We start from the raw sequence: 26,474 nt of genomic DNA, 5'->3' as shown, positions 1-26,474 counted from the left end.
GCCCAAGGTGCCCGAATTGTAGTTAGTTTTACATCTCCAAACAGATCTTCCCGAAATGCTTGCCCGCCTCTTCATAGGCGAAGGCGTCGGCGATCTCAGCCAGGGGGAAGGTCTTGTCGATGACCGGCTTGATGCCGGTGGCGTTCAGCGCATCCACGAAGTCGAGCTGATGCTTGCGGCTGCCGACGATCAGACCGAGGAGCTGGATCTGCTTCGCCATCAGCAGCATGGTCGGCACCTCGCCGCTGCGACCGGTCAGAATGCCGATCAGCGCGATATGACCGCCCACCCGGCAGGCCCGGATCGACTGTTTGAGCGTAACGGGGCCGCCCACCTCGATGACGTGGTCGACGCCGCCGCCGGACCATTCGGCCACCGCCGATCCCCATTTCTCGTCCCGTTGATAGTTGACCGTGAAGTCGGCCCCGAGCGCCTTCGCCTTTTCCAGCTTCTCGTCCGATGAGGAGGTGATGGCGACACGCGCGCCCATGGCCTTGGCGATCTGCAGCGCATAGATGGAGACCCCGCCGGTGCCCAGTGCCAGCACCGTATCGCCGGCCTTCAACCCACCATCCACCACGAGCGCGCGCCAGGCTGTGAGCCCTGCCGTGGTGATGGTCGCACCCTCTTCGTGGCTCCAGCCATCCGGCGCCTTCGTGAACCAGCTCGCCGGCGTCACGACCGCCTCGCGGGCATAACCGTCGATCCCGTCGCCCGGCGTGGAGGAGAAATCGGCGATGGTCGGTCCGCCGTCGAGCCAGGGCGGAAAGAAGCAGGAGACCACATGATCGCCGACGGCGAATTCGTCCCCCCCTTCGCCGACTGCCTCGACCACACCTGCGCCGTCCGACATGGGGATGCGGCCGTCCGCCGTCGGGATGCCGCCCGCCGCCACCGCATAGTCGTGATAGTTCAGCGAGCTCGCGTGAAGCTTCACCCGGATCTCGCCTTTCGCCGGATCGCCTGGAGCATCCATGTCCACGAGTTTGAGACGATCGAGACCGCCGGGCTTCTCAATAGTGATGGCCTTCATGGGGATGTCTCCTTTGCGTGGATGGGACGAAACGTTCGGTGGGTTGGTTTGAAGATGAGGTCCCGCTGGTGAGAATGCAAAGTCTGGCGGCTTGTCCCAGAACCGGCCTGTAAAGTTCTGTGCGGCCAGCGTCGCGGTTACCTCCTTGTGCCTTCTTGCGGGCTCGTGCCGGTCTTCCCAATTTCGGCGCACCATGAGCAAGACAGACCAGACACAGACCATCGAATTCGGCCTCGACACCTTCGGCGACGTGACCCGGGGCGCCGACGGCAGCGACAAGCATCAGGCGCAGGTCATCCGCGATGTCGTGGAGGAGGGCGTTTACGCCGATTCGCTTGGCCTCGACTTCATCGGTCTCGGCGAGCACCATCGCGACGACTTCGCCATCTCTTCGCCCGAGGTGGCGCTTGCGGCCATCGCGGCGCGGACCGAGCATATCAAGCTCGGCTCGGCGGTGACGGTGCTATCCTCCGACGATCCGGTCCGCGTCTATCAGCGCTTCGCAACGCTGGACGCGGTCTCGAACGGCCGCGCGAGGTGATTCTGGGCCGCGGCTCCTTCACCGAATCCTTCCCGCTCTTCGGCTACGAGCTCTCCCAATACGAGAAGCTCTTCACCGAAAAGCTGGATCTCTTCGCGAAACTCATCGAAGGCGGCCCCGTGACATGGGAGGGCAACACCCGCGCCGGCCTCACGGATCAGCGCGTCTTCCCCGAGATCGAAAACCCGCCGCTCAAGACCTCCATCGGCGTCGGTGGGAGTCCGGAATCCGTGGTTCGCGCGGCCCGCTATGGCCTGCCCATGATGCTGGCTATCATCGGTGGCGATCCGGTGCGCTTCCGCCCCTATGCCGATCTCTATCGCCGAACCCTGGAGGAGATGGGCAGGCCGCAGCTCCCCATCGGCGTTCACTCCCCAGGCTATGTCGCCGAGACCGACGAGCAGGCCCGCGAGGAGCTTTGGCCTCACTACAAGGTGATGCTCGACCGTATCGGCCGGGATCGCGGCTGGCCGCCTCTGGAGCGGGATCGTTTCGACGCAGAAGCCGATTCTGGGGCGCTTAATGTGGGCTCGCCCGAGACGGTCGCGAAGAAAATCGCGCGCACCATCGAGGCTCTCGGCATCTCACGCTTCGACCTGAAATATTCCGCCGGCACGCTGCCCCACGAGAAGCTCATGCGCTGCATCGAGCTCTACGCCACCGAGGTGGTGCCCATGGTCAGGGAGATGCTGGCCGACGCGGGCGCTCAGCCGGAGCTCGCCTCGCCGTCGATGGAATAGTGGATCGGCTTGAACGCGTAGTTGTTCGATTGGAGCGCGGAACAGGCCGTCAGCCCGACGATGAGGTCCATCTGGGCTTCCACCACGATCTTGTCGCCGGCACGGCTTTTCGGCGCTTCGACGGTGAATGCGCCGGTCTCGCCGTCGATCTGCACGTTCATGAAGATGTTGAAGGCGACCGGGATCTGGTCCGCCTGAATCCCGAACGGCGCCAGCGCCTCGGCGAGATTGCCGAAACAGCCGCGATGGGGATCCTCGTCGCCATAGATGATGCGGAACGTGTCCTTGGAGCAGGGCGTGAGCAGGAAGTCGTGCCGGCCGACGTCGTCCTCGACGATCCGCAGCATAACGTTCGAACAATTGGAGTAGATCGGGTCGCCCGTGGTGAGGAACAGCTTCGAGGCATAGTCGAGCGACCGGCCCGACGAGATCGCCTCGCGCGGATCGGACTGAGCGAAGGCCACCATGTCGGAGACCTGTTCCCCTTCGGGATCGATCACCGTCAGCCGCTGCCCCTTGGCGAGCCGAAAGGCGGTGCCGGTGCGCGGCGCAATAATCTCAACCATGATCTTCAGACACTCTCGGGCTGGACGTCCTTGCGGCCGGCGAACGGGCATTCCCAGCCCGGCTCCACCGCCCGGCCGCTATACTGCCGAGCTTCCGATATTTCGCCATGAGTGGCCAGCATGGGGTTCTGCGAGCCGGCCAGCGCGACGTCGCGCGCGACGATGGAGTCGCGCAGCTTCTCATAGCGCCCCTGGCGACGCAGCTCCTCGAACTGGTCGTGCAGGTTGAACACCATCGCCGGCGTTTCGAATTGCCGCGCGGGCCGGCTGGCGTTGGGGTGAAGACCGACCACGAAGAAGGCCTCGCCCGCGAAGCTCAGCGAGAAATGCGGATCTTCCGGGTCGGCACTCACGCTCTCGTCGGTTTCGTAGCCGAGGGCCGCGTCGCCGTCGCTTAGCGACTGGAGCCTGGTCCAGAGGCAGGTCTCGAAGTCTTGCTCGCTGAGGTGCCGCGGCCCTTCGAAGAGGATCGCCAGACTCTGGAAGAGCAGACGATTATCCCGGTATGTCCTGACGAGCTGTCGGAGAGTGTGGAGGATATCGGCGTCGTCGCTCGCGTCCCGTAGATCGCGACCGACGAAAACCGACATTTGATTCCGCGAAAGAGCGGACTTCGCGCCCACGCAAGGGAAGTCGGGTTGCCGGATGAACCGGCGAAAGCGCTCTGGCAGGGAAGACTCTGTACGAAGCATTCCCACTCAACCCGCGGCCCCTCGCGAAAGTTTCTGAACCGCGCGGTTATTTACGCCTTCTCGACCGAAACGTGCTGGGCGTTCATCTTGGCCGTGCCGAATGCCGTGAGGAAGGGGACGTCCGCTGCGTCCCGGCCCACACCGATCTTCGCCATGCCGCCTTCCTCGGCCATGCCCGTGGGGTCCACCAGATGCCATTCGCCGCCGATGAACACCTCCGCCACCGCATGGAAGTCCTGGGGCTCGACGCCCAGCGCGTAGACGCTTGCGATCCTCGCCGGAATACCGGCCGCGCGCACGAAGGTGATCATCACATGGGCATAGTCGCGGCAGATACCCTGCCGCCGGACGAAGGTATCGAGGGCGGTCGTCTCCGAGGTGCTGACGCCGGGCACGTAGCTGAGATGATCGTGGATCCAATCCCGCATCGCTGTGACTTTCCGGCCGCCTTCGATGTCGCCGAACTCGGTCATGACGAAGGTCTTGAATCGGTCCGACGGGCAATAGCGCGACGGCAGGGTGTATTGCACGGTCTCGCCGGGCAGCTGATGGGGCGGCACGACATCGAGATCGTCGCAATGGGCCAGGATGCGGTCGATCTTCACCGTGGATTTGTAGTCGACCTTCAGCTGGCCCTGGAGCCGCAGCCAGATACGCTCGCCGATATCGTCCAGCGCGGGCACGCGGGCGAAATATTCGGTCTCCGAGATATCGATATGCGCCGCTTCGATTCGCTGCTCGGGGATGGCCGCCGCCTCGAGCTGCAACAGCACATCGGTGGGCTCGTCGAATTGATAGTCTAGGCTGGAATGGATGGAGAGTTTCATAGGTCCGGGGCTTACCTTGTTATTGTGAGAAACGGATAACGCCGCCGCCGGTAGTTTGCTCCACGAAGGTCCTGGATGAATCGAAGAATGATCTTGGATGAATCAAAAGAGCCGGCCCGGCGAAGGCTACGCCGGGCCGGCTCTAGAACAGCAATTGCTGGAACGCTAGCCGTGTCTTCTGGTGTTAGGCCGAAAGCGCCGTCTCGGTCTTCTTCAGGCTCGGATAGTCTACATAGCCTTCCGCGGCGCCGCCGTAGAAGGTCTTGCCGTTGGCCTCGTTATACGGCCCGCCGGCGGCGATCCGCTCCGGCAGATCGGGATTTGCCAGATAGAGGCGGCCGAAGGCGATCGCATCCGCATCGCCATCCGCCACCCAGCGCGCGCCTTCCTCCGGCTCGAACTCGCCATTGACGATGAAGACCCCGTCGAAAGCCTTGCGCATGTCCTTCGCCAGGGCATCGCCGAGATCCCGGTCCGCACCCTTGCTCGTATGCCCGTTCGGCCTCACAACGTGCAGATAGGCGAGACCCTTCCCGGAAATCGCTTCCGCGGCCGCGACATACGTACGCTCAGGATCGTCGTCGAAGCTCTTGCCCGGACCGCCCATGGGCGATAGCCGCACCCCGATCCGCTCCGAAGGGAGCTCCTCGCGCAAGGCATCGGTGATCTCGACCAGAAGGCGCAGCCGGTTCTCCAGCGACCCGCCATAAGCGTCGTCGCGCTTGTTGACGGACGTGCGCAGGAACTGGTCGATGAGATACCCGTTGGCCGCATGGAGCTCCACGCCGTCGAACCCCGCGCGTTTCGCGCAGCGTGCCGCATGGCGGTAATCCTCGATCAGGCGCGGAATCTCTTCCAGCTTCAAGGCCCGCGCCTCCTGATGGGGCGCCATCGGCCCGCCCTCGATATAGTCTCCGACGAAGGCCTGTCCTTCCGGCGTCCATTCGCTCGAGGAGACCGGCTGCCCGCCGTCGGGCTGGAACACGGGGTGGGAGATCGCGCCGACATGCCAGAGCTGGCAGAAGATTCGCCCGCCGGCGTTGTGAACGGCTTCGGTCACCAGCTTCCAGCTTTCCACCTGCTCGTCGGTGAAGATGCCGGGGGTCCAGGCATAGCCCTGTCCCTCCTGGCTGATCTGGGTGGCTTCGGAGACGATCAGCCCGGCGCCCGCGCGCTGCGCGTAGTAGAGGGCGTGAAGCGGCGTCTGGCTGTGGCCGGGATTGGTTGACCGCGCCCGGGTCAGGGGCGCCATGACGATCCGGTTGGGCAGGGTAAGGTCGCCCATCTTGAGCTCGCGAAACAGCGGGGCAATGGACTCGTCCACGGACATGAAGAACTCCTCAAGCAGAAAATCTGGAAAGACCCGGGCCGGGGAGGGATTCCGGGTATGCGTCGAAATCGGTCGCTCCAGGCGAGATAGGTGCGGAGCGGCACGCTTCAAGGAAAGCAGACCGAACGGTACAGATTGTAGGCTTCAGGCGCCAGCCTTCCTTTGTCGGGCCGGCGCCGCGGCAGGAGGGTCTTCCCATCCGAAGACACTGCGGCCGCCATAGCTGTGAGACGCAGACTCACCGACTCGATCCGGCAGTGCGTAGACGACGGCTCCCGAAACTGTGGCCCGGTCACCCGCCGCTCGGCCCGAGAAGGCGAACGATGGTGGCGATCGTATCGCCGGCAATTTTCTTCTGCCGACCCTTTGGAATGTTCAGCTTCCGCGCCAAGCTACCCTCCAGCATGAGGGTCGCGAGGCCGTGTGCCATAGCCCAGCACCCAACCGCGACCTGCCGTTTGACGGCTTCGGGTTGGTCGGCAAACGCCTCGCCAATCCTGTCAACAAGCTCGGAGAACGCTTCGTCCTCGCGCTTTCGCGCCTCCGGATGGTTGTCGAGCGGGACCGCGTCGGCCCGAAACATGGCTTGGAAATAGCCAGGATAGCGTAGGGCGAAATCCACATAGGCCTGGCCCATCGCCTCGACGGCGCCGCCCGGCTCCGCTGCGTGGCGGGAGGCGGCGCGCTCCAGAGAGTCGCCAAGCTTCTCAAAGCCGTGCCCGGCCACGGCGGCCAGAATGGCCTCACGATCGGAAAAATAGTGATAGGGCGCCTGATGGCTGACCCCGGCCTTGCGGGCGACCTCCCGCAAGCTGAGCCGGTCCAGCCCTCCCTCGGCAATCAGCTCCACGCTCGCATCGAGCACTTTCTGGCGAAGATCTGTGGCGGGTCTCATCCGCAACACCTGACATTGCGACTTGACAGTGTCAAGCCATGATTATAAATAGACACTGTCAAGTTAATCAAACTCGAGAGGAGAGACTCAAATGAACGCTTTCACCACGCATGCGGCTTTGCCGTCGGACGGTTCCGTCAGCGGTGTCGATGCCGACCGCTTCCCCTTCATGCTCGTCACGAGCCTGGCGGGAAGCCTGATCAGCCTGCTGGCGGTCTGGTTATCGACCGCCGCCGCCTTCTCCCCGGCCTTCGTTGCCTAGTTCCACCTGACGAACCCTCCCGCAGCGGTTGGGAGGGGCGTCACGCCCTTAAAGGATGCCTTCGATGAACACGACCCAAGAAACCGGGACAGACACCCCGGAGACAGACGCCGCGGTCGCCATGCGGGCGACCCTCGCGAAGCAGCGCGCAGCCTTCCTCCGGGAAGGACCGCCACCGCTTCAACAACGCCGCCGAGACCTCACCAAACTGAAGGAGGCCATCCTGTCCCGTCAGGATGCTTTCGTCGCGAGCCTGGATGCGGATTTCGGCCATAGGGCCCGTCAGGAATCTCAGATGCTCGACCTCGGCAGCGGCGTTGGCGCCATCAATTATCTGCATGCAAATCTGCGGCGCTTCATGCGTCCCGAACGACGTCGCGTCGCGGCGGTTTTCAAGCCCGGCTCCGCGGAAGTCCTCTATCAGCCGTTGGGCGTCATCGGTGTCGTCGCGCCCTGGAACCTTCCGCTCTCCCTGTCTCTGACGCCGCTGGCTACCGCGCTGGCCGCCGGCAACAGGGTGATGCTGAAGCCCTCGGAGCTTACGCCTGCGACGGCCGAGCTGGTCACCGCCATGATCGACGAGATCTTTGATGAAGAGCAGGTTGCAGTGGTGAACGGGGATGCGGAGGTCGGCCAGGCGTTCGCGAGCCTCGCCTTCGACCACGTCTTCTTCACCGGCAGCATCCCGGTCGGCAAGGCCATCATGCGGGCCGCGAGCGAGAACCTGGTCCCCACCACACTGGAGCTCGGTGGCAAGTCGCCGGTGATCGTCGCGGACGACTTTCCGCTCGAGACGGCGGCACGGCGGGTCGCTTACGGCAAATGCGCCAATGGCGGCCAAATCTGCACCTCACCCGACTATCTGCTGCTTCCGAAGGCGAAGGTCGGGGCGTTCGCCGCCTCCTTCCGGCAGCAGATCGAGACACTGTATCCCGACGTTCCGGAAAATCCGGACTTCACCGCCATCGTCAACGACCGGCATTTCCAGCGTCTGTCCCGGCTGGTGGAGGATGCCAGGAGCAAGGGTGCGAACGTCGTGGAGATGGGCGGCGCGGACTCCGGTCGCAGCCACCCGCGCACCTTCCCGCCGGTCATGCTGCTCGGCGTCACCGAAGATATGGCGGTCATGCAGGAGGAGATCTTCGGCCCGATCCTGCCCGTCGTCGTCTACGACCGGATTGAAGACGCCGTCGCTTATGTAAATGCCCGGCCGCGTCCCCTGGCGCTCTACTTCTTCGGAAACGATCCGGAGGAGCAACGTCTCGTCCTGGACCGGACAACTTCCGGCGGCGTGTTGATCAACGACACCATCCTGCACTACGCCCAGGACGACCTACCCTTCGGAGGCATCGGTCCGAGCGGCATGGGGTCGTATCACGGCATCGAGGGCTTCCGGACGATGAGCCACGCGAAGAGCGTGTTCAGGCAGGCGCGCTTCAATCTCGTCGACCTGATCCGGCCTCCATTCGGTGGCGTGTTCGACTTCCTCATGAAATTTATGCTGCGCTAGGCAGCTAAGGGGGCACGGCCTAGCGACCGTGCCCCTGTTTTCTCGCAGAACCATTGGCGCCAAGCGGGCGGGACGCTCTCGCGCCCTCTGGAGATTTCTCCCAGCCGAACACGCTACGCCCGCCATAGCTGTGAGACGCTGTCCGCTCGCTCTCCATGAAGGTCTCGAAGGAGGGACCGCCCGCGCGCCGCTCCAAGTCGCGCGCCTGGGCATCGAGGCGCTTGATGGCCGAAAGCCGCTCGTCGTTGCCGAGCTTGGCCTTGTGCAGCGCATCCCTGAGGACGGCCAGGGTCTTGTCGTAGACCCGCGTCGGCACAGGATAGGGATGCCGGTCCTTGCCGCCATGGGCGAACGAAAATCGCGCCGGATCGGAGAAGCGACAGGGCGCGCCGTGCACCACCTCGGCGACCTGGGCCAGAGAGAAGACCGTGCGCGCGCCGACCCCCGGCACCATCAGGAGATCGGCGAAATCCTTCGGTCCCGCATCGGCCGCCGCGGCCAGCGCCCCGTGCAGCCGGCGCAACACGACATCGCCGGCGCGCACATCGTGATGTTCCGGCATCACGAGATGGGGCAGCATTCCTTGCGCCGGCTGAGCCGCTGTCTCCGTCAAACGCCGGAGCGCCGCCACCTCGCCGACGATTCTGTCCGGCCCGAGATCGCTGAGCAGCGAAAGCTGGCCGGTCCGCGAAGCGTCCGCTCTACGATCGGTGAGATTGACGATCTCGCCCTGGTTTTTGCCGTCGATGGCCGAATGGGGCGCGTCAACGAAGCTTTTCAAATCTTCCGAGAGCCAGTGGTACCGGCGAGCCTGGCGCTTATCGCCGTTCATGCCCTGCTGCACCACGACCCACTGGCCGTCATCGGTGACGATGAAACCGTGTAGATAGAGGTCGAACCCATCCTGACGCCCGCGCTATCCACCTTGGCGACCAGCTTGCTCGTCTTGCCGAGCGCGCCGCCGTCCAGCCCGACACGATCGCCGATATCGAGGAGTTCGCCGGGCGTGGCCCGGGAATGCTTGCCCCGCCCGCCGCAAACATGGATGCCGAGCTCGCCAGCGATGGGGTTGAGCCCGCGCTTCAACGCGCCGATCACCGAGGTGGTGATGCCGGACGAGTGCCAGTCCATCCCCATGACCGAGCCGAAAGACTGGAACCAGAAGGGATGGGCCATCCGGCGCAGGAACTCGTCCCGCCCGTATTCGTGCAAGATAGCCTGCGCGATCACGGTGCCGAGCTTGGTCATACGCTGGCCGAGCCAGGCGGGGACTCGCCCGCCGTGGAGCGGCAGATCGGCGCTGCCGGCGCGTCTCGCCATGGTGAAATCCCTTGTGCCGCGATTGCGAACGAATGCGGAACGAAATATCATGATTCCGCTGCCCGGTTCCAGCGTCGCGCGGGGATCGCGGCGGGCACGCAGGGACCCTTGGAGAGATGCTAGAGCCGGTTGGCCATGTCCGAATACGTGTCTGAAAACGCGTCCGAAGCCGCCATCCGCAAGATCCTCCATATCGATATGGATGCGTTCTTTGCGTCCGTGGAGCAGCGCGATAATCCCGAGCTGAGAGGCAAGCCCGTGGCGGTCGGTCATGGCGCCGCCCGCGGTGTGGTTGCGGCGGCCAGCTACGAAGCCCGGGTCTTCGGTGTCCGCTCGGCCATGCCGTCAACCACAGCCTTGCGCAAATGCCCGGACCTGATCTTCATCAAGCCACGCTTCGACACCTATCGCGCCATCTCGAAAGAAATCCGCGAGATCTTCGCCGAATACACGCCGCTTATCGAGCCGGCGTCTCTCGACGAGGCGTATCTGGACGTTACTGAAAACCGCCGGGCGATCCCGACGGCGACGGAGACGGCGCGGGAGATCCGCAAGCGCATCTCAGACGAGACCGGCCTCACCGCATCGGCCGGCATCTCCTACAACAAGTTCCTCGCCAAGCTCGCTTCAGGCCAGCGCAAGCCCAACGGCCAGTTTGTGATCCGGCCCGGTCAGGGCATGGCGTTCATCGCCTCGCTACCGGTGGACAAGTTTCACGGCGTCGGCCCGGCGACAACACGGAAGATGAACGGCTTGGGCATCTTCACAGGCGCTGATCTGGTCGCCATGGCGTTGGACGATCTCAACCGCCATTTCGGTAAGGCGGGCCGCTGGTACTACACCATTGCCCGCGGTGAGGATGACCGCCGGGTCACCCCCAACAGGATCCGCAAATCCTCCGGTACGGAGCGGACATATGCGGAAGACCTCATGCATCTCGCCGCCGTGGACGAGGCGCTCGGTGCTTTGGCGGAGAAGGTCTGGGAGTGGTGCGAGAAGAACACTGCCTTTGGCCGGACCGTGACGGTGAAGGTGAAGTATGCCGATTTCGAGCAGATCACCCGCAGCCACAGTCAGCCGCAGATCGTCGCCAGCCGGGACGCGCTCTACGAGATCAGTCGCATGCTGGTGCGCCGCGCCACCGTCGGCGAGAAGGGGATCCGGCTTCTGGGCGTGACCGTCTCGGGCTTCCCTCTCGAAGTGGCCGAATCCGATGGCGAACACCAGCCCCAATTCGACCTGCTGGCGGATTGATCCGATAGAACGCCGCCGGGCGCCCGGTCTTGTGCATCGCGTCTCGGCTTTCTAGATGGCACGTGCCAGCGCGCCGCTATTCCGACCAAGGAGCTCTCATGACCAATCCTCTCCACGTCCTCGTTATCGTCACCTCCGCCGCAACCATGGGCCAGGGCGGAGAACCGACGGGGCTCTGGTTCGAGGAGCTCACCACGCCCTACTACGCCTTCGTCGATGAGGGAGCCGACGTGACCTTGGCCTCCATCGAAGGCGGCGAGGCGCCAATCGATCCGCGCTCCCTGGAGCCCGAAGGCGGCACGCCGGAAAGCGTGACCCGGTTCAAGCGGGATGAGGAGGCCTCCGCGGCCCTGAAGAACACCAAGCCCATCTCCGAGGTCGATGTCTCCAAATACGATGCGGTCTTTCTGCCCGGCGGTCACGGCACCATGTGGGATCTGCCCGAGAGCCAGACCCTGGCCGACCTGCTGACAAAGGCCTGGGCGGACGGAAAGGTCGTCGCCGCCGTATGCCACGGGCCGGCGGGTCTCGTGAACGCCAAGGACGAGAACGGCGATCCGCTGGTGAAAGGCCGCCGCGTCACGGCCTTCACCAATAGCGAGGAGGTCGCCGTCGACCTGAAGGACAAGGTGCCCTTCCTGCTGGAGGACCGGCTGAAGGAGCTCGGCGCGAACTACGAGAAGGCCGGCGACTTCCAGCCATTCGCAGTTGTCGATGGTCGCCTGGTGACCGGGCAGAACCCGGCCTCGTCGGCGGAGGCCGCCAAGCTTACTCTGGAAGCGGTCAAGCAGACCGCCCCGGCCACCAACTAGGCGGGCTCACTCACCCGGTTCATGATCGTGTCGAAGGCCGATTTGAAGCGGTCGAATCCGTGCGTGCCGCCGTTCACCAGCTTGCGGGCGGTGTGCAAGTCACGTCGTCCGATCGCCGCGCGCACGGAGTCCTCCTTCTTCTTCAGGAAGCAGGCGAGAATTTTTCCGGCGACGGCGCCGTCATTCGCCAGTTCGGGGTCGCCCTCAAGATCGACGGCGAGCTCGGCTCCGATCGTGGCGTAGTTGTATCGCCCAGTGAGCTGGATAAAGCCGCGACCCTTGTAGCGTGGTCCATCGCCTCGGCGGGTATTGCCCAGCATTCGGCCTCTCGACGTGCCGGCGTCGTAGAGATCGAAGGGTGTCGACCGGGTGTTGTAACGGCTCCGGAATTCGCTGATCGGCTTGAAGCCTGCGCTCTCCGCGTTGATCGTCCCCAGCGCCATGGCGATCATTTCCGGATCCAGGAGTTCGAACTCCTTCAATCCATCGCGCACATCGGGCCAATACCGGTCGATATTGCCGCGCGCGCTCGGATGAAAGGCGGGGTAGATGTCCCGGGGCTCGATTCCGGCGCCCCTGTCTCTTTCATCCGCAACGAGATCGGCCAGATCGGCCAAGTCGAAGAGAGTGTCGCTCTTATTGCTCCCGGCCGCTCCAGATAGGAGCCATGGACGTGGCCGTCGGCGATGCCGTCATCCTCCAGGGAGATCTGCGACCACAACCCATCCCGGCCCATCTCATAGACGAGCGTATCGAGCGGAAGCAGCTTGATGATGTCGAATTCGGTGCCCGGCCCCGACCTGAGCCGCAAGCCTGATCGGGAGATCACCCGGTAGCGGCCCGCGCCATTGGTCACGGCTTCGGCGAAAACCTCGGCAACCTCGTCGGCGATCTCCGGCCCAACGCTTTCGGGATCGATCCCCTCGGCCAGTTGACCCGGCGGCAGATCGATCTGGAAATGCATGCTGTCCTTCAGCGTGCTCCAATCGCCGCCCCACTGAAATACGCGGCGGCCTCCCACCGTCTTGATGGAGAGGATGTCGGCGATCATTGCCGGCGTCATATCCGTGTCCGCCGTCCCGGCGCGCACCTCGGCCGCCCGCTCGGCCTGGGTGGGCTTATCGGAATAGCGGACGTCCCGCCGGCCCGGATGATCCCGGTAAGGGTTCGTGTTCCAGTTGATATCGAGCGCGATCCCGTAGGAATGGAGACTCCTGCCGTTGCCGCCGGTGATCGTGCGGCAGTTGTAGGAATCCGTGTCGCCGGGCCGGAGACTGTATCGGTGGCGCTTCAGCACCGTCGCCAGAGCGTGGAAAGCGTCCACCGATTCCGGCGCCACCAGGATGCTGTCCTCGCAGAAATCGATGCGGGTCATGTCGTCCCGCTTGCATTCGTATCGGCGCCACCAATTTCGCAGTTCGCTTGTCGAAGCCATGATTCTCACCCCCGGCTCGTCTGGGACTAGAACGTCGAGAAGATACAACTATAAAGCGATACAGGGCGTGTAGAGCAACTTATTCGTGCACAGGGTTGCAATGCCCGTCGGTTCCGCGCCCGAATAGGTTCTGGGGCCTGCTGAAAAATTTTCGCGCCTCACCCAAGGATTGCCTTCGCACCCGCGTCTCACGGTAATAGGCATCGGCCCTAGGCCGACCTGTTTGAAAACTTCGCTGGAAGCGGGCTGTTGGTCGAAACCGAAGCAATGGGATGCGAACGAAGCGATAGCGCTCTCGTCGCTGCCGCGAAGGATGGCGATCGCGCCGCCTTCGCGCAGCTACTGGAGCGCCACTACGGCCGCATTCACCGCATCGCCTGGCGCAGCATAGGCTCGCCGGAAGATGCCGAGGATATCGCCCAGGACATCTGCTGCGCGCTGGTCACCAAGCTTGTCGGCTTCCGTGGCGATGCGAAATTCACCACCTGGCTGACCGGCGTCGCCCTCAACGCCTGTCGCGACCACCTCCGCCGCAGGCAAAGCCAGAACCGGTTGATGCAGGGCGCTGCGAATCTCGCAGCTCTCACGCCCGGACCGGACGGGCGCGACCTCTATCGGAGGAGCTGGATCGCCTCCGACCTCGCCGCTCTCGACGACACGTTGCGGGAAACCGTCATCCTCGTCGCCGGCGAGGAAATGAGCCATGCCGAGGCCGCGGAAGTGCTGGGCGTGGCCGAATCCACGGTCTCGTGGCGCATGCATCAGGCCCGCCGCAAGCTGAAGGAAGAACGGAGCGACGAAGATGGCTCCTGAGAAAGACGAAGACATGATCCGCTTTCCCGAGACCCCGCAGCCGCAAAGGAAGGCGACGGCGATCGAGGAGGCGCTGAAGCGCTTCGACGAAGAAAATTCCGATCGCGTCCAAGGATCGGATGAGGCGCCGCGTCTCAAGCATCGGATGGCACCCACAACCCCGCCATCGCGAAAGGGCTTGAAGATGCACTCGACCACTTACTCCACGCCACCGAAGCGAAGCGCTCTCCACCGTCAACCTCTGATCGCCGCTTGCGCGATGCTGCTCGTGGCCGGGGCCGGCTCTTGGCTCTATTGGCACGATCCAAGCTTGCGCGATCCTCTCGCCCAGCGGGAGACGGTCTCCCCTGACGAAGATGCCGGCACGGCAAAGCCCGAGCTTGAAGGGAAAGCGCCGCCGGCTGCACCCGAACCGAAGGCATCTGCCGAAACCGATCTCGCGGCATCTGAGCCCCAGCCGACGCCTCCTCCCATCGCCAATGGTGTTTACGACCGCGGACTGCCCGGCGAGGCAAGAGGATTTGCCGTGCCTCAGGCAGCACCCAGCGCGGAAGGCTATGCTCAGAGCTACGCCCCGCGAACACGTGCGCTCCTGCCGGATCAGATTATCAACTCGGCGGAGCCTTTCGGCAGGGACAAGTTCGACGGCGAGCCGGAGAGCGGCTTCCAGATCACCGCGGACGATCCGGTCTCGACCTTCTCCATCGATGTCGATACGGCGTCCTACTCCTTCGTCCGTTCCTCCCTCGACCGCAACGTGCTTCCTCAGCGGGACGCCGTGCGCACCGAAGAACTGATCAACTATTTCGACTACGGCTACGCCCCGCCGAAATCCGCCGAGGAGCCTTTCGCCACGGATGTCGCGATCTTCCCGAGCCCGTGGGCGGAAGGTCGCAAGCTGATCCGCATCGGTATCCAGGGCTATGAGATCGCCGGTACCGCCCGGCCGCGCGCGAACCTCGTCTTTCTGGTGGATACCTCTGGCTCCATGCAGGGACAGGACAGGCTCCCGCTCCTGAAGCAGTCTCTGTCCATGCTGGTCGATGAACTGAGGCCCGAGGACAAGGTCGCCATCGTGACCTACGCGGGCAGCGCCGGTACGGTGCTGGAGCCGACGAGCGCGAAGGACAAATCGAAGATCCTCGCTGCCCTCGACCAGCTCGCATCCGGCGGCGCGACCGCAGGCGGCGAAGGCATCCGTCAGGCCTACAGCCTCGCCCAGCGCAATTTCGAGAAGGATGGCGTGAACCGCGTGATCCTGGCGACCGATGGCGACTTCAATGTCGGCATCACGAACCAGGACGAACTCAAAGGCTTCATCGAGCGCGAGCGCGACAAGGGCATCTTTCTCTCCGTGCTCGGTTTCGGCCGCGGCAACTACAACGACGCGTTGATGCAGGCGCTCGCCCAGAACGGCAACGGCGCCGCGGCCTACATCGACACCATGAACGAGGCCCGTAAGGTTCTGGTGGACGAGGCGAGTTCGACCCTCTTCCCCATCGCGAAGGATGTGAAGATCCAGGTCGAGTTCAATCCGCAGACCGTCGCCGAGTACCGGCTGATCGGCTACGAGACTCGCGCCCTCGCGCGCGAGGATTTCAATAACGATCAGGTCGATGCGGGTGAGGTCGGCTCCGGCCAGGCGGTCACCGCACTCTATGAGATCGTGCCGGCCGGCGGACCGCGCCTGAACGAGCCGCTTCGCTATGGCGATGCCGAAAGCACAAAGCCTACCGATGACGAAGCCGGCGAATACGGCTTCCTGAAGCTTCGCTACAAGCGACCCGATGCCGATAGGAGCAAGCTGATGGAAACCCCCATCGACCGTGGAGCAGAAGTGGAGAGTTTCGAGGCAGCCCCCGAAAGCGCCCGCTTCGCCACGGCCGTCGCCGGCTTCGGTCAGCTCCTGCGCGGCGGCAAATACACCGGCACCTTCGGCTACGATGACGTGCTCAAGATCGCGAACGGCGCAAAAGGCAGGGACGAGTACGGCTACCGGTCGGAGTTCACCCGGCTCGTCCGCGCCGCCAAGACGGCGAAAGCGCTGCCCGAGCAGCGGTGACTCAAGCGCGTGCTTGGTCTTTCCGAATCTGCTTCACAACGGTCGTCATCACCGGGCTTGTCCCGGTGATCCATGAACACGTCGGGTGAAGTTCTGGCACTGGGGTTATGGATGCCCGGCACAAGGCCGGGCATGACGGCGGAGCGAGTGGCCGCTCCTTCCCCGTTACTCCTCAGGCAAAGCTTCCTGCGAACCGCCCTCCAGCTGATCCTCCGCATCGTCTTTCAGCTTGGTGCCGGAAAGACCGAGCTCGAAGGCGCGCGCCGTGAGCCAGGCGATCTTCTTCGCCGCCTCCTCCGGGCTGATGCCGCCTTTGCGGATATTGGAGATGCAGTTCCGGTCGGCGTCGTTCCGCCCCGGCTTCGGGTCGTAGGTCAGATAGGCGCCGAGGCTGTCCGCCGCCGAAAGACCCGGCCGCTCCCCGATCAGGATCACCGCAAGCTTCGCGCCGAGGGCCTGGCCGATCGGATCCGACAAGGCCACCCTGCCTTGTGATGCCAGCACGATCGGCGCGATATTCGCATCCTTCGGCAAATCGCCGATCAGCGCCTTGGCCGTCTCCGCCCCATAGGTGTTCACCGCATGGGCCGAGAGCCCTTCCGAGATGATGATGACGATATCGTACCCGTCGCCCTCCTTCATCTCGGTCAGGAACTTCGCCGAGTCGCCGCTCAGCTTCCGGCCTAGATCGGGACGCCGCAGGTAGGTCGCCCGGTCTTCCGCCTGGCTCTTCACGCGAACCACCGGAAGCCCCGTGTCGGCCAGCGCCGTCTCCAGGGCTGCCTCATCGAACTCCGCATGCACCGCATCCCGGGCCCGCGCGTGAGCCTCGGCAAAGTCGAGATGAGCCGATGTCGGCAAGCCGGCCCCGAAACGTCCCAGCCCGATCCGCGCGTCCGTGTAGCGCTTTAGGGGTGCAAGCGGATGGCCCGAGGGCGCGACGCGTTTTTTGTCGGTCGGGACGGGTTTGTCGGCCACCTAGGCGGCCTCCAGATCGGCCTTGCCGAGGAGCCGCGCGGAGTCCTCGTGGCTCTGGGGAAGCAGATGCCCGGTCTCGTCGAAGAGCCCGACCCGGCGCATCCAGTCTTCGAATTCCGGCGCCGCCTTCAGGTTCAGCACTTCGCGGATATAGGCAGCGTCGTGATAGGAGGTGGACTGGTAATTCAGCATGATGTCGTCCGAGCCCGGCACACCCATGATGAAGTTGACCCCCGCAACGCCCAGCAGCGTCAGCAGATTGTCCATGTCGTCCTGATCGGCCTCGGCATGGTTGGTGTAGCAGACGTCCACACCCATGGGGACGCCGAGCAGCTTGCCGCAGAAATGATCCTCCAGCCCGGCCCGGATGATCTCCTTGCCGTCATAGAGATATTCCGGCCCGATGAAGCCCACCACCGTGTTCACCAGCAGCGGCTCGTATTCCCGCGCCACCGCGTAGGCCCGCGCTTCCATGGTCTGCTGATCGATGCCGTGATGGGCGTCCGCCGACAGAGCCGCGCCCTGGCCGGTCTCGAAATACATCACGTTATTGCCGACCGTCCCGCGGTCGAGCGACAGCGCCGCTTCCCGCGCTTCCTTCAGCATGGCGAGATTGATGCCGAAGGACGAGTTGGCCTTCTGGGAGCCCGCGATGGATTGAAAGACGAGATCGACCGGCGCGCCGCGCTTCATGCAATCGATCGCCGTGGTCACATGGGCCAGCACGCAGGACTGCACCGGGCACTCCAGACGTAGGCGCAGCTCCTCGATCAGCTCCAGCAGGCGCCGCATGGCGGCCGGGCTGTCCGTCGCGGGGTTGATGCCGATCACCGCATCCCCGCAGCCGAACTGCAGCCCGTCCACGATGGAAGCGGCCACGCCCTTCGGATCGTCGGTCGGATGGTTCGGCTGGATGCGCACGGAAAGATGTCCGGGCAGGCCCACTGTCGTGCGGAACTTGCTGACCACGGGACGCTTCCTGGCCACCGCGATGAGATCCTGGTTGCGCATGATCTTGGAGACGGCGGCGACCATCTCCGGCGTCAGGGCCCATTTCAGATCCGAGATGGCGTCGGTGGTCGCATTTTCCGACAGCAGCCACTCGCGGAACTCGCCGACCGACCAGTTGGAGATCGCGGCGAACGCGTCCCCGTCGTGCTGCGCGTAGATCAGCGCGGAGACTTCGTCCTCGTCGGGATCGATCAGCGGTTCGTCGAGAATGTCCTGAAGGGTCGTATCGGCGAGGCGCCGCTGCGCCTTCACCCGTTCTTCCTGGCTCTCCGCGGCGATCTCGGCCAGGAAATCGCCGGAGCGCGCAGGCGAGGCTTTGGCGAGAAGTGTCTTGAGCGGTTCTGACTGACCCATGGTGTCGTCCTCGAAAGGTCTAACGACCGACGCCGGAAATGGATGCATCCCCCAATAGGAAACCACGAATCCGTGGAAGCTCAAGCGGCAATCTCGCGCAGAATGCTCAAACTCCCGGCATGAGCGCGCCTCCAGATCCGCCGCGCGATTGACAACGATGATCGAACGCGAGGGCGGAATTGCAGTAGGATGGACCGAAATCCGATCCGTCTGCCCATCCGTTCTTGCGGGACCGCCGTGGCCTTCACCCTTCGCCAGCTGCAATATTTCGTTGCCGTCGCCGACAAGGGCAGCATCTCCAAGGCGGCGCAATCCCTGTCCATTTCCCAAAGCGCCATAACGGAAGCGGTCAAGGAGCTGGAGCGCGATCTCGGCGTGACCCTGTTCGAACGCCATTCGCGCGGGCTGAACATCACCCATAAGGGCCACCAGTTCCTGCGCCATTCGACCGGTATCCTCGCCCAGGTCTCCGATGCCCGCCATGCCTTCAGCCAGGACGAGAACACGGAAGGCGGCTCTCTCCATCTCGGCGTCACGTCCCTTGTCGCGGGCTATGTGCTTTCCGATATCCTCGCCCGATTCCAGCGCGCCTTTCCGGCTGTCGAAGTCACGGCCATCGAGGATAGCGGCGAGTATCTCGAGCATCTTCTGATCGGCGGCGAGCTCGACGTCGCCATCACCGTGATATCGTCCTTGCGCGACCGGCTCGCCCTCCAGGCTGAGATTCTGGAAGTCTCGCCCTACCGGCTCTGGCTTCCTCTCGGCCACCCCCTGAGCACGGCCGAGAGCGTCCAACTCACCGACATCACCGCCGAACCCCTGATCATGCTCAACATGGAGGAGATCGAGGAGGCGACCGCCAAGCTCCTAAGCGCCCTGGGCACCAAGCCCCGGGTCGCTTTCCGCACCCGCTCCGTGGAGGCCGTCCGCAGCCTTGTCGCGACAGGCGCCGGCGTGGCGCTCCTCCCGGACCTCGTCTACCGGCCCTGGTCCCTGGAAGGCGACCGCATCGAAAGCCGGGACGTCTCCGGCCGTTTGCCGGTCGTCCAGGTCGGCATCGTCTGGCGGAAAGGCTCCCCCTTGCCACGGGCTGCCCGCGATTTCATCGGAGTCGCCCAAGCCCAGCGAATGCTGCGGTAGCGCGGCTGCGCTGGCTTTCAACCTTCCCTCCTCGACCGTCCCCCTTCTAAACGAAGAGATTGGGTATCGGAAAATCCGATACCGCCGTTCTTTTAATTGAATTTGCGAACGCGGCTTGGGGGCGTACCCTTTGGACCCAGGATAACGAGCGTACCCGCAATACGGGTGCCGCAAGCTGGGAGACGTTGCGTATGAACCGTTTTTTCAAGAGCTGCACGGCCCTCGTGGCCATCACGGCCTTCATGGGTCAGACCACCGTCGCGTTCGCGGCGGCCGATATGGTCAAGGAAATCGGCGAAGGCGAGGGTGAAGTCTCCATCGTCGCCTGGCCGGGTTACATCGAGCGCGGCGAGACCGACAAAGGCTATGACTGGGTCACCAAATTCGAGGAGGAGACCGGCTGCAAGGTCAATGTGAAGACCGCCAACACCTCCGACGAGATGGTCGCCCTGATGAACGAAGGCGGCTTCGATCTCGTGACCGCCTCCGGCGACGCCTCGCTCCGCCTTGTGGCCGGCGAACGCGTCCAGCCCATCAATGTCGACCTCATCCCGAGCTGGAAGACCGTCGACGACCGTCTGAAGGATGCCCCCTGGCATACGGTCGACGGCACGCATTACGGCGTGCCCTATCAGTGGGGCCCGAACGTGCTGCTCTACAATACCGACGTCTTCAAGGAAGCGCCCAAGAGCTGGAACGTGGTGTTCGAGGAGCAGGAGCTTCCCGACGGCAAGTCCAACAAGGGCCGCGTCCAGGCTTACGACGGTCCCATCTACGTCGCCGACGCCGCGCTTTATCTGATGAAGCACAAGCCCGAGCTCGGCATCGAGGATCCCTACGAGCTGAACGAGGAGCAATACAAGGCCGCCCTCGATCTCCTGCGTGAGCAGCGCAAGCTCGTCGGCCGTTACTGGCACGACGCCATGATCCAGATCGATGACGTCAAGAACGAAGGCGTGGTTGCCTCCAGCTCTTGGCCGTTCCAGGTCAACCTGCTGAAGAGCGAGGATCAGCCCGTCGCCTCCACGATCCCGGAGGAAGGCGCCACCGGCTGGGCCGATACCACCATGATGCATGTAAATGCCGCCCATCCGAACTGCGCCTATAAGTGGCTCGAGCATTCCCTCGACAAGAAGGTGCAGGGCGATCTCGCCGCGTGGTTCGGCTCCGTGCCGACCGTTCCGGCCGCCTGTAAGGGCAATGAGCTCCTCGGCGAGGAGGGCTGCGCCACAAACGGCTTCGACGATTTCGAGAAGATCAGCTTCTGGCGTACCCCTGTCGCCGATTGCGACAGCCAGGACGAGTGCGTTCCCTACTACCGCTGGGTCTCGGACTACATCGGTGTGATCGGCGGACGCTGATCCCGACGCTCGGGTCGGCGGGCCGGACGTCCAGGCGAACGAGCCTGAAGGCATCCGGCCCGCCCGCCGCGCCGAGACTTCTGCCAAACGTTCCGTGCAATCCGCGAAGGCGAGCACTGCCGCTGTGACATCCGCCGTCAGCTTCATAAACGTCTCTCGCCACTACGGAGAGATCCGCGCCGTCGATGGGCTCGACCTGGAGATTCGTGAAGGCGAGTTCTTCGCTCTCCTCGGCCCGTCGGGGTCGGGCAAGACGACGTCTCTCCGCCTGATCGCAGGCTTCGAGCGCCCGACCACCGGCCATATCGAGATCTTCGGAGAGCGCGCCGAGGGCATCCCGCCCTATCGCCGGAACGTCAATACGGTGTTCCAGGACTACGCCCTCTTCCCCCATCTCTCGGTCATCGACAACGTCGCCTACGGGCTGAAGATGAAGGGTGTGTCGAAGAACGAGCGCCGCGCCACCGCCGAAGAGATGCTGGAGCTGGTGAAGCTTCCCGGTTACGGCGACCGCAGCCCCGCGAAGCTTTCCGGCGGCCAGCGCCAGCGGGTCGCTCTCGCCCGGGCCTTGGTCAACAAACCCAAGGTCCTCTTGCTTGACGAGCCCCTGGGCGCCCTCGACCTGAAGCTGCGCGAGCAGATGCAGGAAGAGCTCAAGGATCTCCAGAAGCGCCTAGGCATCACCTTCGTCTTCGTCACCCACGATCAGGGTGAGGCGCTGTCCATGGCCGACCGCATAGCCGTCTTCGACAGCGGCCGTATCCGGCAGGTCGGCACTCCTGAAGACATTTATCGCAAGCCCCGCTCGCGCTTCGTCGCCGATTTTGTCGGCTCGTCGAACGTGCTGCCGCCTGAGTTCACCGAGCGTGTCGCCGGCGAACGCTGCTGGTCGAGCCTTCGCCCCGAGGCTGTGCGTCTGGTGAAGTCCGGCGGCCACGAGGCGACCCTGGTCTCCAGCAGCTATCTCGGCTCCCAGTACCGCTGCGTCTTCGATGTCGGAGGGCGCGAGATCAACGCCCTCATTCCTGCCGGCGCCAAATTGCCGGCGGAGGGCGACGAGGTGCGCATCTCCTGGAACAAGTCGGATCTGCATCTGATGGAGGATGAAGCGTGAGCACCGCGAACGCAGCAATCCTCCCGCCACGTTCCGGTCCGTCGGGCGCTGCATCGGATGCGTTTTGGCGCCACCCGACGCTTCTGCTTTTCCTGCTGCTGACGCCGCCGCTGCTGTGGCTCGGCATCGTCTATCTCGGCTCGCTCCTCGCCCTGCTGGCCCAGAGCTTCTTCTCCATCGATCATTTCACGGGCCGGATCGATTACAGCTTCACCCTCGACACCTACCGGGAGCTGTTCACCACACCGGCCAATATCGACATCATCGTCCGCACGGTGCTGATGGCCGCGAGCGTCACCATCGCCTCGGCCATCATCGCATTTCCCATTGCCTACTACGCCGCCCGCTACGCCCGGGGGAAATGGAAGGCCCTGTTCTATCTCGGGGTCATGCTCCCGCTCTGGTCGAGCTATCTGGTGAAGATCTACGCCTGGAAGCTGATCCTAGCCCAGGAAGGCATCCTCAACTGGATCTTCCACAAGCTGCATCTCTACTGGCTGATGGATGCGTATCTCTCGCTTCCCGTGATCGGCGGGCATTCCCTCTCGATCAGCTACACCGGCACCTTCCTGGTCTTCGTCTATATCTGGCTGCCCTACATGATCCTGCCGCTCCAAGCCTCCCTGGAGCGCGTGCCGGACAATCTGCTGGAAGCCTCCTCCGACCTCGGCGCGAAGCCGAGCGAGACCTTTTGGAACGTCATCTTCCCCCTGGCGCTTCCCGGCGCCATTGCTGGCTCGATCTTCACCTTCTCCCTGACCTTGGGCGATTACATCGTGCCCGGCGTCATCGGCTCTTCGCGCTATTTCATCGGCCAGGTCGTCTACGCCCAGCAGGGCACGGCGGGGAATATCCCACTCGCCGCCGCCTTCACCATCGTGCCGATGGTCATCATGGGCTTCTATCTCTGGATGGCGAAACGCATGGGGGCTTTCGATGCGCTCTGACCCCAACACGCGGTCGCCCCTGACCCTCAAGATCGCCGCTGCGGCAGGCCTGCTCTTCATGCACCTGCCGATCCTGCTGATCTTCGTCTACGCCTTCACCACGGAGGAGAAGTCCTATCAGTGGCCCCCCCCGGGCTTCACGCTTCGCTGGCTGGAGGTCACATGGAACCGCGCCGATGTCTGGCAGGCGCTCTGGCTCTCCGTGCGCGTCGCCGCCGTTTCCACCGCGGGCGCGCTCGTGCTTGGCACCCTTTGCGCCGCCGCCGTCTCGCGCAGCAAGTTCTTCGGCCGTGAGTCCATTTCGCTTCTGGTGATCCTGCCCATCGCTCTGCCGGGCATCATCACCGGTATCGCGCTCCGTTCGGCCTTCAACCTGGCGGACATTCCCTTCTCGTTCTGGACCATCGTGCTGGGTCACGCCACGTTCTGCATCGTGGTCGTCTACAACAACGCCGTCGCCCGTTTCCGCCGCACCTCCGGGAATCTGATCGAGGCCTCCATGGACCTCGGAGCAAACGGCTTCCAAACCCTGCGCTACGTGCTCATGCCGAACATCGCCACCGCGCTTCTCGCCGGCGGCATGCTTGCTTTCGCCCTCTCCTTCGACGAGGTCATCGTCACCACCTTCACCGCGGGCCAGCAGGCCACCCTGCCGATCTGGATGCTGGAAGAGCTGGTCCGTCCGCGCCAGCGCCCCGTCACGAACGTCGTGGCCATGGTGGTCGTCCTCGTCACATTCCTCCCGATTCTCGCCGCCTACTACCTGACCAAGGGCGGCGACAATCTCGCTGCACGCGAGAAATAACCCCCTTAAGGAGGCCCAAGATGGATACCAAAGTAGACACGTCGACCGTCGATACGGAGATGCTCATCGGCGGCAGCTTCGAGGCTGGCTCCGAAACGGCGGAGGACATCATCGACCCGAAGACGGGCAAGGTGATCCTCCACATTCCGGAAGCGTCCGAAGCCCAGGTCGAAAAGGCGGTCGCCTCGGCGGAGAAGGCATTCAAAACCTGGTCGCGCACGACGCCGCAGGAGCGCTCCGGCTACCTCCTCAAGATCGCCGACGCCCTTGAGTCCCAGGCCGAAGCCTTCGCCAAGCTCGAGGCCCTGAACTGCGGCAAGCCCATCAACGAGGTGACCGGCGAGGAGATCCCGGCCATCGTCGATTGCTTCCGCTTCTTCGCAGGCGCCGTCCGCTGCATGCCGGGCTCCACCGCCGGCGAATATCTTGAGGGTCATACCTCCATGATCCGCCGCGATCCCATCGGCATCGTCGGCTCCATCGCGCCGTGGAACTACCCCCTCATGATGATGGCCTGGAAGATGGCGCCGGCCATCGCAGGCGGCAACACCATGGTCTTCAAGCCGTCGGAGCAGACGCCTCTAACCGCGCTTCGCATGGCGAAGATCCTCGCCGAGGTTCTCCCCGAAGGCGTCGTGAATATCGTGCTCGGCCGCGGCGAGACCGTCGGCAACGCCCTGATCAATCATCCCAAGATCAATATGATCTCGCTCACGGGCGACATCGCCACCGGAAAGAAGGTGCTCCAGGCCGCCGCCAAGTCGGTCAAGCGCACCCATCTGGAGCTCGGCGGCAAGGCGCCGGTCATCGTCTATGACGACGCCGATCTAGAGGCCGTCGTCGAGGGCCTGCGCATCTTCGGCTACTACAATGCCGGCCAGGACTGCACCGCCGCCTGCCGTGTCTATGCGGGAGATAAGATCTACGAGAAGCTGGTGGCCGAACTGTCCGACGCCGCCGGCAAGATCGTCTACGGCGCTGAGGACGACACCACCAACGAGATCGGCCCGCTGATCTCCGCGCGCCAGCGCGAGCGCGTCGCGAGCTTCGTGGAGCGTGCGTCGGAACAGAGCCATATCGAGATCACCGCGGGCGGCAAGCCGGGCGATGGCGGCGGCTTCTTCTATCAGCCCACCGTCGTGGCGGGCGCGCTCCAGTCCGACGAGATCGTGCGCCGCGAGGTGTTCGGTCCGGTCGTCTCGGTCACCCGCTTCAAGGAGGTCGACGAAGCCGTCACCTGGGCGAACGACTCCGACTACGGTCTCGCCTCATCGGTCTGGACGACGGATATCGGCAAGGCCATGGAGACCGCCGCGCGTCTCCAATACGGCTGCACCTGGATCAACACCCATTTCATGCTCGCCAACGAGATGCCCCATGGCGGCATGAAGCAGTCGGGCTATGGCAAGGACATGTCCCTCTACGGGTTGGAGGACTACACCGTCGTCCGCCACGTCATGATCGCCCACTAAGGAACGTGGTGGACAGCAGGAAGCGCTATTCGTCTTCCCCGACCGGCGACGGCCGGCCGAAGGCGGAGAGCGCCTCCTCCATCAGTTCGAGACGGTGGATCACCGGCGACCACAGCCGGTCCTTCGGCACGATGTCGGTGAGCGGCGGCAGATCCCGCAATGCGCTCTGAGGCCCGAAGGACCCGCGCGCCGCAAGCGTGTCGCAACGATCTGCGATCAGCAGGATACGCTGACTGAGGGACTCTGGCGGCTCTTTCGCCCCTTTTCGGATCGCGTTGGCCATGGCCTCGGCGAAGAGCAGCGATGACGCATAGAGCCGGATCGCGTGTCGCTCGTAGCGTGCTGCCAACTCCTGGACCTCCGCCGCTGCCAGACGTCCGCGCAGCGACCAGCGCGCATCCGAGCGCGCGGCCTTGATGCCCGTGCCGAGCCCGACGAGATCCGCATGAGCCAGAGAAAGCGAGTGGAGCGCCGCGTTGGCTTCCTCCGGATCCTCGTCGGAGAGCGCCTTGGCGCAGCTCCGCAAGCCGCCCGATAAATCCCGGAGCAGGCGCTCCGCGATCTGGTTGATGCTCCGGATCGGGTCGGGGGTCATCACCACTTGGCTGAAGAAGAGGCCGGACAATGCTCCCACCACCACGTCCATGAGGCGCACCACGCCTGCGGTCTCCGCGCCGATCGACAGGACCAGCACGGCCGAGACGCCGGCTTGGATGGGGACCACGGGGGGCGCGCCGAAAGCCGAAGCCAGCAGGATGGCCAGGAAGGTTGCTGCCATCATGCGAAACACCGGCAACGTATCCGGCGCCAGCAGCGCGATCTGGCCCACCACGATGCCAACCGCGACGCCGGTCGTCAGACCGGCCGCCTGGCGCACATGGTTCGGCAGGCCCGGCGACAGGCAGACGATGGCGCTCACCGCCGCGAACACGGGCGTGGGATGGCCGAACAAGAGGTGCGCGGTAAACCACGCGATGCCCGCAGCCGCGCCGCAGGCCGAGGCCTCTTTCAGGCCGTCCCACCAGCGTGTCCGCAGGTTCGATGTCCAAAGGCTCGTGTCGCTCACCCGGTCCTCTCAGCGCATGGCGTGGCCGTCCTCGCCGAGAGTACCGGGGAATCGTGAAGAGACGGGAAAGACGGGGAGCGGCCGGCGTCGATCGGACGGGGCGAACCGTTTGCCGCGTTTCATGACTTCGAGTG

At 64.1% G+C, this 26,474-nt stretch carries 23 protein-coding genes and 2 pseudogenes; 13 read left to right on the top strand and 12 right to left on the bottom strand.

What is annotated here, in order from left to right:
- Window positions 1-28: 28 nt before the first annotated feature.
- A complete protein-coding gene (locus A7A08_RS05555; RefSeq protein WP_069094515.1) occupies window positions 29-1,033 on the bottom strand; it encodes a zinc-dependent alcohol dehydrogenase family protein in 1,005 nt (334 codons plus the stop codon).
- 193 nt (window positions 1,034-1,226) lie between these two features.
- On the opposite strand from A7A08_RS05555, the pseudogene A7A08_RS05550 reads away from it, so the two are divergent.
- Window positions 1,227-2,314, top strand: a pseudogene (locus A7A08_RS05550) (LLM class flavin-dependent oxidoreductase).
- Here the strand turns inward: A7A08_RS05550 and A7A08_RS05545 are convergent.
- The 5 genes from A7A08_RS05545 to A7A08_RS05525 form a co-directional block, all read right to left on the bottom strand.
- The gene (locus A7A08_RS05545) at window positions 2,281-2,880 is read right to left on the bottom strand and encodes a DUF1989 domain-containing protein (protein WP_069094514.1); all 600 of its coding nucleotides are present in this window, start codon (window positions 2,878-2,880) and stop codon (window positions 2,281-2,283) included. The pseudogene A7A08_RS05550 and the gene A7A08_RS05545 overlap by 34 nt on opposite strands.
- Before the next feature lie 5 nt (window positions 2,881-2,885).
- Entirely contained in the window at window positions 2,886-3,572 is a 687-nt protein-coding gene (gntA, locus tag A7A08_RS05540; RefSeq protein ID WP_069094513.1) for a guanitoxin biosynthesis heme-dependent pre-guanitoxin N-hydroxylase GntA, read from the bottom strand.
- Window positions 3,573-3,622: 50 nt separating this feature from the next.
- Window positions 3,623-4,399, bottom strand: a complete 777-nt coding sequence (locus A7A08_RS05535) for a transglutaminase-like domain-containing protein (RefSeq protein ID WP_069094512.1) — start codon at window positions 4,397-4,399, stop codon at window positions 3,623-3,625.
- Between the two features lie 184 nt (window positions 4,400-4,583).
- Window positions 4,584-5,729, bottom strand: coding sequence for an alkene reductase (locus A7A08_RS05530; protein WP_069094511.1), 1,146 nt, complete (start codon window positions 5,727-5,729; stop codon window positions 4,584-4,586).
- A 292-nt stretch (window positions 5,730-6,021) separates the two neighbouring features.
- Window positions 6,022-6,624 (bottom strand): TetR/AcrR family transcriptional regulator, encoded by a 603-nt coding sequence (locus A7A08_RS05525; protein WP_083226487.1) that lies wholly within the window; start codon window positions 6,622-6,624, stop codon window positions 6,022-6,024.
- Between the two features lie 91 nt (window positions 6,625-6,715).
- On the opposite strand from A7A08_RS05525, the gene A7A08_RS16160 reads away from it, so the two are divergent.
- Window positions 6,716-6,886 (top strand): hypothetical protein, encoded by a 171-nt coding sequence (locus A7A08_RS16160; RefSeq protein ID WP_169822928.1) that lies wholly within the window; start codon window positions 6,716-6,718, stop codon window positions 6,884-6,886.
- A gap of 64 nt (window positions 6,887-6,950) precedes the next feature.
- Window positions 6,951-8,396, top strand: coding sequence for a coniferyl aldehyde dehydrogenase (locus A7A08_RS05520; protein ID WP_069094509.1), 1,446 nt, complete (start codon window positions 6,951-6,953; stop codon window positions 8,394-8,396).
- A gap of 19 nt (window positions 8,397-8,415) precedes the next feature.
- Here A7A08_RS05520 and A7A08_RS05515 read toward each other — a convergent pair.
- Window positions 8,416-9,716: pseudogene (locus A7A08_RS05515) on the bottom strand (DUF763 domain-containing protein).
- A gap of 135 nt (window positions 9,717-9,851) precedes the next feature.
- Here A7A08_RS05515 and dinB point away from each other — a divergent pair.
- Both dinB and A7A08_RS05505 read left to right on the top strand, forming a co-directional pair.
- The gene (dinB, locus tag A7A08_RS05510) at window positions 9,852-10,970 is read left to right on the top strand and encodes a DNA polymerase IV (protein WP_069094508.1); all 1,119 of its coding nucleotides are present in this window, start codon (window positions 9,852-9,854) and stop codon (window positions 10,968-10,970) included.
- A gap of 98 nt (window positions 10,971-11,068) precedes the next feature.
- On the top strand, window positions 11,069-11,782 hold the full coding sequence (locus tag A7A08_RS05505; protein WP_069094507.1) for a type 1 glutamine amidotransferase domain-containing protein: 714 nt from the start codon (window positions 11,069-11,071) through the stop codon (window positions 11,780-11,782).
- On the opposite strand, the gene A7A08_RS05500 is transcribed toward A7A08_RS05505, so the two are convergent.
- Window positions 11,779-12,276, bottom strand: a complete 498-nt coding sequence (locus tag A7A08_RS05500) for a glycoside hydrolase family 19 protein (protein ID WP_208430575.1) — start codon at window positions 12,274-12,276, stop codon at window positions 11,779-11,781. The two genes, A7A08_RS05505 and A7A08_RS05500, sit on opposite strands and share 4 nt — an antisense overlap.
- Window positions 12,261-13,217, bottom strand: coding sequence for a M15 family metallopeptidase (locus A7A08_RS05495; RefSeq protein ID WP_069094505.1), 957 nt, complete (start codon window positions 13,215-13,217; stop codon window positions 12,261-12,263). Before A7A08_RS05495 ends, A7A08_RS05500 begins: the two co-directional genes overlap by 16 nt.
- 267 nt (window positions 13,218-13,484) lie before the next feature.
- Between A7A08_RS05495 and A7A08_RS05490 the strand changes: the two genes are divergently transcribed.
- Both A7A08_RS05490 and A7A08_RS05485 read left to right on the top strand, forming a co-directional pair.
- The gene (locus A7A08_RS05490; protein ID WP_069094504.1) at window positions 13,485-14,030 is read left to right on the top strand and encodes an RNA polymerase sigma factor; all 546 of its coding nucleotides are present in this window, start codon (window positions 13,485-13,487) and stop codon (window positions 14,028-14,030) included.
- Entirely contained in the window at window positions 14,020-16,092 is a 2,073-nt protein-coding gene (locus tag A7A08_RS05485; RefSeq protein WP_069094503.1) for a vWA domain-containing protein, read from the top strand. The genes A7A08_RS05490 and A7A08_RS05485 overlap by 11 nt, the downstream gene beginning before the upstream one ends.
- Window positions 16,093-16,257: 165 nt before the next feature.
- On the opposite strand, the gene eutC is transcribed toward A7A08_RS05485, so the two are convergent.
- Both eutC and A7A08_RS05475 read right to left on the bottom strand, forming a co-directional pair.
- A complete protein-coding gene (gene eutC / locus A7A08_RS05480; protein ID WP_083226486.1) occupies window positions 16,258-17,070 on the bottom strand; it encodes an ethanolamine ammonia-lyase subunit EutC in 813 nt (270 codons plus the stop codon).
- Window positions 17,071-18,435: an ethanolamine ammonia-lyase subunit EutB gene (locus A7A08_RS05475; protein ID WP_069094686.1), complete on the bottom strand. Its 1,365-nt coding sequence runs from the start codon at window positions 18,433-18,435 to the stop codon at window positions 17,071-17,073.
- Window positions 18,436-18,672: 237 nt separating this feature from the next.
- On the opposite strand from A7A08_RS05475, the gene A7A08_RS05470 reads away from it, so the two are divergent.
- The 6 genes from A7A08_RS05470 (at window position 18,673) to A7A08_RS05445 (ending at window position 25,274) form a co-directional block, all read left to right on the top strand.
- Window positions 18,673-19,575, top strand: a complete 903-nt coding sequence (locus A7A08_RS05470; protein ID WP_069094685.1) for a LysR family transcriptional regulator — start codon at window positions 18,673-18,675, stop codon at window positions 19,573-19,575.
- Between the two features lie 191 nt (window positions 19,576-19,766).
- The gene (locus tag A7A08_RS05465) at window positions 19,767-20,936 is read left to right on the top strand and encodes an ABC transporter substrate-binding protein (protein ID WP_069094502.1); all 1,170 of its coding nucleotides are present in this window, start codon (window positions 19,767-19,769) and stop codon (window positions 20,934-20,936) included.
- Window positions 20,937-21,060: 124 nt separating this feature from the next.
- The gene (locus A7A08_RS05460; RefSeq protein ID WP_069094684.1) at window positions 21,061-22,050 is read left to right on the top strand and encodes an ABC transporter ATP-binding protein; all 990 of its coding nucleotides are present in this window, start codon (window positions 21,061-21,063) and stop codon (window positions 22,048-22,050) included.
- Entirely contained in the window at window positions 22,047-22,997 is a 951-nt protein-coding gene (locus A7A08_RS05455; RefSeq protein WP_069094501.1) for an ABC transporter permease, read from the top strand. The genes A7A08_RS05460 and A7A08_RS05455 overlap by 4 nt, the downstream gene beginning before the upstream one ends.
- The gene (locus A7A08_RS05450) at window positions 22,987-23,802 is read left to right on the top strand and encodes an ABC transporter permease (protein WP_069094500.1); all 816 of its coding nucleotides are present in this window, start codon (window positions 22,987-22,989) and stop codon (window positions 23,800-23,802) included. The genes A7A08_RS05455 and A7A08_RS05450 overlap by 11 nt, the downstream gene beginning before the upstream one ends.
- A 20-nt stretch (window positions 23,803-23,822) precedes the next feature.
- Window positions 23,823-25,274, top strand: a complete 1,452-nt coding sequence (locus A7A08_RS05445; RefSeq protein WP_069094499.1) for a gamma-aminobutyraldehyde dehydrogenase — start codon at window positions 23,823-23,825, stop codon at window positions 25,272-25,274.
- 25 nt (window positions 25,275-25,299) lie between these two features.
- On the opposite strand, the gene A7A08_RS05440 is transcribed toward A7A08_RS05445, so the two are convergent.
- Window positions 25,300-26,340 (bottom strand): FUSC family protein, encoded by a 1,041-nt coding sequence (locus tag A7A08_RS05440; protein WP_083226485.1) that lies wholly within the window; start codon window positions 26,338-26,340, stop codon window positions 25,300-25,302.
- Window positions 26,341-26,474 lie beyond the last annotated feature (134 nt).

This window comes from Methyloligella halotolerans (genome assembly GCF_001708935.1).
Classification (GTDB): domain Bacteria; phylum Pseudomonadota; class Alphaproteobacteria; order Rhizobiales; family Methyloligellaceae; genus Methyloligella; species Methyloligella halotolerans.
Note: the sequence above shows the minus strand (reverse complement) of the source record. Positions and strands in the feature narration are given on the sequence as shown.

Excerpts from the sequence above, each read along its gene's own strand:
- A7A08_RS05525 (WP_083226487.1), bottom strand. The coding sequence starts at position 6,624 with ATGAGACCCGCCACAGATCTTCGCCAGAAAGTGCTCGATGCGAGCGTG.
- A7A08_RS05530 (WP_069094511.1), bottom strand. The coding sequence starts at position 5,729 with ATGTCCGTGGACGAGTCCATTGCCCCGCTGTTTCGCGAGCTCAAGATG.
- A7A08_RS05555 (WP_069094515.1), bottom strand. The coding sequence starts at position 1,033 with ATGAAGGCCATCACTATTGAGAAGCCCGGCGGTCTCGATCGTCTCAAA.
- A7A08_RS05465 (WP_069094502.1), top strand. The coding sequence starts at position 19,767 with ATGAACCGTTTTTTCAAGAGCTGCACGGCCCTCGTGGCCATCACGGCC.
- gntA (WP_069094513.1), bottom strand. The coding sequence starts at position 3,572 with ATGCTTCGTACAGAGTCTTCCCTGCCAGAGCGCTTTCGCCGGTTCATC.
- dinB (WP_069094508.1), top strand. The coding sequence starts at position 9,852 with ATGTCCGAATACGTGTCTGAAAACGCGTCCGAAGCCGCCATCCGCAAG.
- A7A08_RS05495 (WP_069094505.1), bottom strand. The coding sequence starts at position 13,217 with ATGGCTTCGACAAGCGAACTGCGAAATTGGTGGCGCCGATACGAATGC.
- A7A08_RS05445 (WP_069094499.1), top strand. The coding sequence starts at position 23,823 with ATGGATACCAAAGTAGACACGTCGACCGTCGATACGGAGATGCTCATC.
- A7A08_RS05475 (WP_069094686.1), bottom strand. The coding sequence starts at position 18,435 with ATGGGTCAGTCAGAACCGCTCAAGACACTTCTCGCCAAAGCCTCGCCT.
- A7A08_RS05535 (WP_069094512.1), bottom strand. The coding sequence starts at position 4,399 with ATGAAACTCTCCATCCATTCCAGCCTAGACTATCAATTCGACGAGCCC.
- A7A08_RS05485 (WP_069094503.1), top strand. The coding sequence starts at position 14,020 with ATGGCTCCTGAGAAAGACGAAGACATGATCCGCTTTCCCGAGACCCCG.
- A7A08_RS16160 (WP_169822928.1), top strand. The coding sequence starts at position 6,716 with ATGAACGCTTTCACCACGCATGCGGCTTTGCCGTCGGACGGTTCCGTC.
- A7A08_RS05520 (WP_069094509.1), top strand. The coding sequence starts at position 6,951 with ATGAACACGACCCAAGAAACCGGGACAGACACCCCGGAGACAGACGCC.
- A7A08_RS05545 (WP_069094514.1), bottom strand. The coding sequence starts at position 2,880 with ATGGTTGAGATTATTGCGCCGCGCACCGGCACCGCCTTTCGGCTCGCC.
- A7A08_RS05505 (WP_069094507.1), top strand. The coding sequence starts at position 11,069 with ATGACCAATCCTCTCCACGTCCTCGTTATCGTCACCTCCGCCGCAACC.
- A7A08_RS05490 (WP_069094504.1), top strand. The coding sequence starts at position 13,485 with ATGGGATGCGAACGAAGCGATAGCGCTCTCGTCGCTGCCGCGAAGGAT.
- A7A08_RS05450 (WP_069094500.1), top strand. The coding sequence starts at position 22,987 with ATGCGCTCTGACCCCAACACGCGGTCGCCCCTGACCCTCAAGATCGCC.